8 protein-coding genes are annotated in these 6,126 nt (G+C 72.7%); 3 read left to right on the top strand and 5 right to left on the bottom strand.

From position 1 onward, the window contains the following. The 5 genes from GTW67_RS17050 to GTW67_RS17030 form a co-directional block, all read right to left on the bottom strand. Positions 1–781: VOC family protein (locus tag GTW67_RS17050; protein WP_161165679.1), on the bottom strand; the 781-nt coding region annotated here is incomplete at its 3' end. Next, positions 762–1,877, bottom strand: a complete 1,116-nt coding sequence (locus GTW67_RS17045; protein WP_346010677.1) for a 4-oxalomesaconate tautomerase — start codon at positions 1,875–1,877, stop codon at positions 762–764. The genes GTW67_RS17050 and GTW67_RS17045, both read right to left, overlap by 20 nt. Then, complete coding sequence (locus tag GTW67_RS17040) at positions 1,874–2,581, bottom strand: 4-carboxy-4-hydroxy-2-oxoadipate aldolase/oxaloacetate decarboxylase (RefSeq protein WP_161165678.1); 708 nt, start codon at positions 2,579–2,581, stop codon at positions 1,874–1,876. Before GTW67_RS17040 ends, GTW67_RS17045 begins: the two co-directional genes overlap by 4 nt. After that, complete coding sequence (locus tag GTW67_RS17035) at positions 2,578–3,330, bottom strand: PIG-L deacetylase family protein (protein ID WP_161165677.1); 753 nt, start codon at positions 3,328–3,330, stop codon at positions 2,578–2,580. Before GTW67_RS17035 ends, GTW67_RS17040 begins: the two co-directional genes overlap by 4 nt. A gap of 48 nt (positions 3,331–3,378) precedes the next feature. Then, positions 3,379–4,029 (bottom strand): GntR family transcriptional regulator, encoded by a 651-nt coding sequence (locus tag GTW67_RS17030; protein ID WP_161165676.1) that lies wholly within the window; start codon positions 4,027–4,029, stop codon positions 3,379–3,381. A 208-nt stretch (positions 4,030–4,237) separates the two neighbouring features. Between GTW67_RS17030 and GTW67_RS17025 the strand changes: the two genes are divergently transcribed. The 3 genes from GTW67_RS17025 to GTW67_RS17015 all read left to right on the top strand — a co-directional run. Next, complete coding sequence (locus GTW67_RS17025; RefSeq protein ID WP_161165675.1) at positions 4,238–4,585, top strand: cupin domain-containing protein; 348 nt, start codon at positions 4,238–4,240, stop codon at positions 4,583–4,585. Positions 4,586–4,685: 100 nt separating this feature from the next. After that, a complete protein-coding gene (locus GTW67_RS17020; RefSeq protein WP_161165674.1) occupies positions 4,686–5,849 on the top strand; it encodes a Gfo/Idh/MocA family protein in 1,164 nt (387 codons plus the stop codon). A gap of 89 nt (positions 5,850–5,938) precedes the next feature. Next, on the top strand, positions 5,939–6,126 hold a 188-nt coding region (locus GTW67_RS17015; protein ID WP_161165673.1), incomplete at its 3' end, for a Gfo/Idh/MocA family oxidoreductase.

Below are 6,126 nucleotides of genomic sequence, written 5' to 3'. Positions count from 1 at the left end.
TGACGTACAGGAAGAAGGTCTGCTGGATGGCGTGCTTGTGCGGGCCCGTCTCGATGAACACGCCGCTGTCGATGGCGAGGTCGGCGGCGCGCAGGATGTCCTCGCGGGTGTCGGCCGCGAAGGCGATGTGGTGCAGTCGGCCCGAGGAGCCGGTCCAGTCCTCGGTGTAGACGACGTCGTACGACTTGTCGGTGAAGGTCAGCCAACGGGCCGCGATCCGCCCGGAGTCGAGCCGGATCTGCTCGGTGGGCCGGGCGCCGAGGAGCTGTTCCTGGAACTCGGCGTTGGCGAGGACGTCGGCGGCGAGGAAGTTGACGTGGTCCAGGCGGCGCACGCCAACGCCCCGGTTGGGCTTGGCCTGCGGCTGGTTCTTCAGCGCGGGCCTCAGCTCGTCGGGCGCCCGGTAGTGCTCGCTCTCCCAGTACAGGGCGTGTTCGTGCCCGTCGGGGTCGGTGGTGAGGTAGAGCTTGCCGATGCCGGGCTCGTCCTCGGCCCATGTGCCGGTGCGTCCGGCCGCCTCCAGGGCCGCCACCCGGCGCTGAAGGGCCTCCTCGGACGAGGTGCGCAGCGCGAGCCGGCCGAGCCCGGGGGTTTCGCGGGCGGTGAGCACCAGGCTGTGGTGCTCGTAGTCGTCGTAGGTGCGCAGATAGACCGAGTCGCCGTCCTGGCCGCTGACCGTCAGGCCCAGGTAGTCCGTGAAGAAGGCGGTGCTCGCGTCCGGGTCGGGCGTGAACAGCTGGGCGTGGCCGACGTGGGCGATGTCACCGAGCGGCGGAGTCATGGTGGCCTCCAGGGCGTTGTACGGGCAGCGGTGCCGTCCCGGCGGAGCGGGGGAAGACGGTGCCGTCGAAGATCTTGCGGGCGGTGCGTACGACGGCGGTACGGCGGACCACGAGCGGTCCGGGGTCGAGGCGGACGTCGACCTCCAGGAACCCGGTGGGGTGTTCGACGCGCAACCGGTCGCCGGACGCGGGGAGTTCGGCGATGCCCTCCCCCACCCCGCCGGGGATACGCAGTCCCGCCGCCACGCTCGCGGCGCCGAGGACGCCGATGGAGGTGTGGCAGCGCACCGGGATGAAGGTGCGGGTGGTGACCGCGCCGCCGCCCTGGGGCGGGGCGAGCAGGGTCAGCTTGGGGACGGTGGCGTCCTCGGCGTCGCCGAGGCCCATGAGGCGTCCGGCCTCCAGCCGGATCTCTCTGAGCCGGTCGGCGAGCGTCACGTCCTCCTCCAGGTCGCCGGGCGTCTCGCACCCGGTGACCCCCAGCGCGCCGGCCGGGATCAGGACGACCGGCATGCCGTTGTCGACGCAGGTCACCTCGGTGCCGGCGACGGTGTCGCGGGCGTTGCCGGTGGGCAGGAGCGGGCCGGCGCCCTGCGGGAACTCGATGACGACGGGGGCCGCCGTGCCCGGCACGCCCGATATCCCGGCGTCCCCGGTGTACTCGACGCGCCCGCCCGGCGTGCGGAAGCTCGCGACGGCGAGTTCGCCGGTGTTGAGCATGCGGATGCGCACGGAGGTCTCGTCGTCCCCGGCGGGGACCAGCCCGCGCTCGACGGCGAACGGGCCGACCCCGGCGAGGATGTTGCCGCAGTTCTGCCGGCCGGTGACCTCGGGCCGGTCGACGGCGACCTGGAGGAACAGGTAGTCGACGTCGGCCACCGGGTCGTCCGAGCGGGAGACCACGGCGACCTTGCTGGTCAGCGGGTGCCCTCCGCCGAGGCCGTCGATCTGGCGCGGGTCGGGGCCGCCCATGACGCGCAGCAGCAGGTCGTCGCGGGCGCCGGGGTCTGCGGGCAGGTCCCCGGCGAGGAAGTAGGCGCCCTTGGAGGTGCCGCCGCGCATCAGTGTGCAGCGCACCTCCTCGGGACCGGTCACGGCTGTTCCCCGGCGGTGTACTCGTCGTACGACCGATAGGTGACGCCGAGCCGCTCCAGCTTCCCGCGCAATCCGTAGCGGTCCAGGCCGAGTTGACCCGCGACGAAGGCGGCACGGGAGGCGGCCTCCTTCTTCTCGCGGGCCTCGGACGCCTCGGCGACGTGGCGGGCCCGCTCGCGCGGGACGACCACGACACCGTCGTCGTCGGCGACGATCACGTCACCGGGGCGGATCACCTGGCCGTCCACGGCGACCGGCACGTTGACCGAGCCGCCAGTGGCCTTGACCGTGCCTTGCGCCGAGACGGCGCGGGACCAGGCGGCGAAGCCCATCTCGCGCAGCTCCTGGGTGTCGCGGACGCCCGCGTCGATGACCAGTCCGCGCACACCGCGCCGCTGGAGGGCGGTGGCGAACAGCTCGCCGAACATGCCGTCCGTGGAGGGTGAGGTGGTGGTGACGACCAGGACGTCGCCCTCGCCGCACTGCTCCACGGCGGCGTGGATCATCAGGTTGTCGCCGGGCCAGCTGAGCACGGTGACCGCGGTGCCCGCGATCCGTACGCCCTGCTGGACCGGGCGGATGCCGGGGCCGAGCAGCCCGGTGCGGCCCATGGCCTCGCTGATCGTGGCCACGCCGTACCCGGCGAGCGCAGCGACCTCCTCCGCGCCGGCCTTCGGCGGACCGGTGACGACGACGCCGCTCATGCCAGCTCCTGTGCGATCTGCGGGTACGGGCGCATGTACGCCTCGGCCATGGTGCGGTGCGCCAGGCCCAGGTTGGGCCCGGCGTTGCGCTTGAGCTGGACGCCGCGGCGGACGGCCAGGTCGGTGTAGTAGTCCCACAGGTGCTGCTGGGCGCCGAGGCATTCCATGGCCTTGCGCTTGGTGTCCCACACCTCGGTGATGTCGAGGAGGACCTCGGGCCGGAAGCCGCTCATCTCGGGCTGGTGCGGCTCGAAGTAGAAGACGGGCGGGGCGCCGATGATCTCGCCCTCGCCCGGGTAGCCGATGGCCTGGGCGAGGACGCGGGCCTCCAGGGCCATGCGGTTGGCGGCCGGGTGGTCGCCGTTGTACGGGTCCTCCACCGGGTGGGTGAGCACGACGTCGGGCTGGGTGGCGCGGTAGACCTCGACGAGCCGGTCGGTCAGCTCGGGCGTGACGAGCAGCGGGTAGTCCCCGGCGTCGAAGAAGCGGACCTCGGCGCCGAGCGTGGCGGCGGCCTGCTCGGCCTCCGCCCGGCGGATCGCCTTGATCTCGTCCAGCTTCTTCCCCTCCCGCCAGGCCTTGGCGGACTCGCCGCGCTCGCCGAAGGTCAGGCACGCGATGGTGACCTTCTCCCCGCGCGAGGCGGCCAGGGCGATGGCGCCGCCGGCCCGCCACACGAAGTCTCCCGCGTGCGCGGTGACGACGAGTGTCGACCGTGGGGTGGCGGCGGGCGCGTTGCCGTGCGTCATGGGTGCAATCTCCTTGGTGGACAGGTGACGCCCGCCTCGGTGCGTGTGTCAGTCGCGCAGCGCCTCGATCACGCTGGTGAGGTGGGCGCGGACGGCCGCCTCGGCCGCCTGCGGATCCCTGGCCTCGATCGCTTCGATCATGGCCAGATGCTCGCTCAGGGACTGCTGCGGGCGTCCCGGACGCAGCGCCAGCTGGAAGCGGTGCCGCACCAGTTGGGCGTTGAGGCGTTCCAGCAGCTCCACGGCCGTCAGCTGGCCGGAGAACTCCCGGATCCTCGCGTGGAGTTCGTGGTTGAGGTCCGAGTACGTCAGCGGTTCCCCGCCGGCCACGGCCTTGCGCATCGCCGTGCCCAGATCCTTGAGCTCGGATACCTGCGCGTCGCTGACGGCGGCCGCCGCCTTCGCCGCGCAGAGCCCTTCGAGGACCAGGCGGCACTCGGTGATGGCGACCGCCTCCTCGACGGTCACCACTCGCACCCGGGAACCCCGGTTGCGGATCCGCTCCACGAGTCCCTGCGCCTCCAGGTCGATCAGCGCCGCCCGGATGCTGGCCCGTGTCACACCGAACTGCTCGGCGAGTTCGTTCTCCACCAGCCGCTGCGCCGGTGCCATCTCGCCGCGCAGGATCGCCTGCCGCAACTGCCCGAGCGCAAGCTGTTTCGCCTGCTCCCCGGTGTTCGGACGGGCTTGGTTCGGCATGGTTGCCCTCCCTGAGTGAGTGCCTGTCGAACCTAAATCTAGCCAAACAACATTGTCAACAATTTTGTTTGAGATATCCCGGCCGGCTGGCAGCCCGGCGAAGGCGGCAACAGACGACGAAAGGCGCGACGAAGTGTCCGTGCACCCCCGCGGATACGGCACACCCTGTCGCCCCCGCGGCCCCCTCCGCCCCGGTTAGCGTCGCCGCATGAACCACAGTTTCGTTGTGCACGTCCCCGACGCCGAGCTCGAACCCGAGCCCCTCTCCCCCGAACAGATCGTGTCCGGCAGTCCCGAGGTCACCGGCAAGGTGGTCTGGGAGTCGGCGGACGGACGCCAGGTGCGCGGCATCTGGCAGATCACCCCCGGGGTCGTCACCGACACCGAGGCGGACGAGCTCTTCGTCGTGCTCAGCGGCTCCGCCACCATCGAGGTGGAGGGCGGCCCCACGCTGACGGTCGGGCCGGGCGACCTGGCCGTCCTGCGCGAGGGCGACCGGACGACGTGGACGGTGCACGAGACGCTGCGCAAGGCGTACGCGATCAACCTGGGGTGAACCTGCGGACCCCCTTTGTCCTGTCAAAAGGTTGACATGATGCGGACGGTCCGCACAGGGTGGCCTGGACAGTTCACGGACCGGTCCTCAAGGGGCTCGCATGGTGGAAGCGCTCGGTGTCGCCGTCGTCGGATTCGGCTGGATGGGCCGCGTGCACACCCGGGCGTACGCCCGTGTCCCGCACCACTATCCGCGGCTGCCGCTGCGTCCGGAGCTGATCGCGGTCGCCGAGGAGGTGCCGGGCCTGGCCGAGGAGGCCGCCGCGCAGTTCGGGTTCGCCTCGGCCACCCGTGACTGGCGCGACGTGGCCGCCGACCCGCGCGTCCGGGCGGTCAGCATCACCGCGCCGAACTTCCTGCACCGGGAGATCGGCACGGCGATGGCGGAGGCCGGCAAGCACATCTGGATCGAGAAGCCCGTCGGCCTCACCACGGGCGACGCCCGCGCGGTGGCGGACGCCGTGGCCGGGGCCGGCGTCCAGGGTGCCGTCGGCTTCAACTACCGCAACGCGCCCGCCGTCGAGACCGCCCGCGAGCTGATCGCGTCCGGCGAGATCGGCGCCGTCACGCATGCCCGCTTCCGCCTGTTCAGCGACTACGCGGCCCACCCCGAGGGGGCGCTGACCTGGCGCTACGAGCGGGCGCGCGGCGGCAGCGGCGTGCTGGGCGACCTGGCCTCGCACGGCGCCGACCTCGCCCGTTTCCTGCTCGGCGACATCGTCTCCCTGACCGCGGACACGGCGGTCTTCCTGCCCGAGCGGGCCCGTCCCACCGCCGCCACGGCCGGTCACGCGCGCGCCGCGGGCGGCGAGCCCGGCCCGGTGGAGAACGAGGACTACGTCGGCTGCCTGCTCCGCTTCGCCTCCGGGGCCCGCGGTGTCCTGGAGGCGTGCCGGGTGTCGGTCGGCGAGCAGAACGCCTACGGCTTCGAGGTGCACGGCACGCGCGGCGCGGTGTTCTGGGACTTCCGCCGCATGAACGAGCTGGGTGTCAGCCGGGGCACGGCGTACCAGGACCAGCCGGTCAGCACGGTCCACGTCGGCCCCGGGCACGGCGAGTTCGCCGCGTTCCAGCCGGGCGCGGCGAACGCCATGGGCTACGACGACCTGAAGGTGGTGGAGGCCCACCGCTTCCTGCGCTCGATCGCCGAGGGCGTCCCCTGCGGCGCGACACTGACGGACGCCGTGCACAGCGCGGCCGTGCTGGACGCGATGGCACGGTCGGCCGAGCGGCGGTCCTGGGTCGACGTGCGCGGCGAGGAGTGACACCGGGGCCGGCCGGCGAGCGGGAGCGCAGCCCCCTCGCCCTGCCCGCGTCCCACGACGGCCACCACACACAAGGAGCAGCGGAACCCATGCGCATCGGAATCCTCGGCCTCGGCCGCATCGGCGCCTTCCACGCCGAGACCCTCTCCGGGCTCGACGCCGTCGGCTCGCTCGTCGTCGCCGACCCGTCCGCGGACGCCGCGCGGGCCGCCGCCGAGCGGTTCGGCGCCGAGGTGGCCCCCTCGCCCGAGGCGCTGCTGGGCGCCGGGGTGGACGA

The sequence above is a fragment of the Streptomyces sp. SID5910 genome (assembly GCF_009862125.1).
Taxonomy (GTDB): Bacteria; Actinomycetota; Actinomycetes; order Streptomycetales; family Streptomycetaceae; genus Streptomyces.
This window is presented reverse-complemented; position numbering and strand designations above follow the sequence as displayed.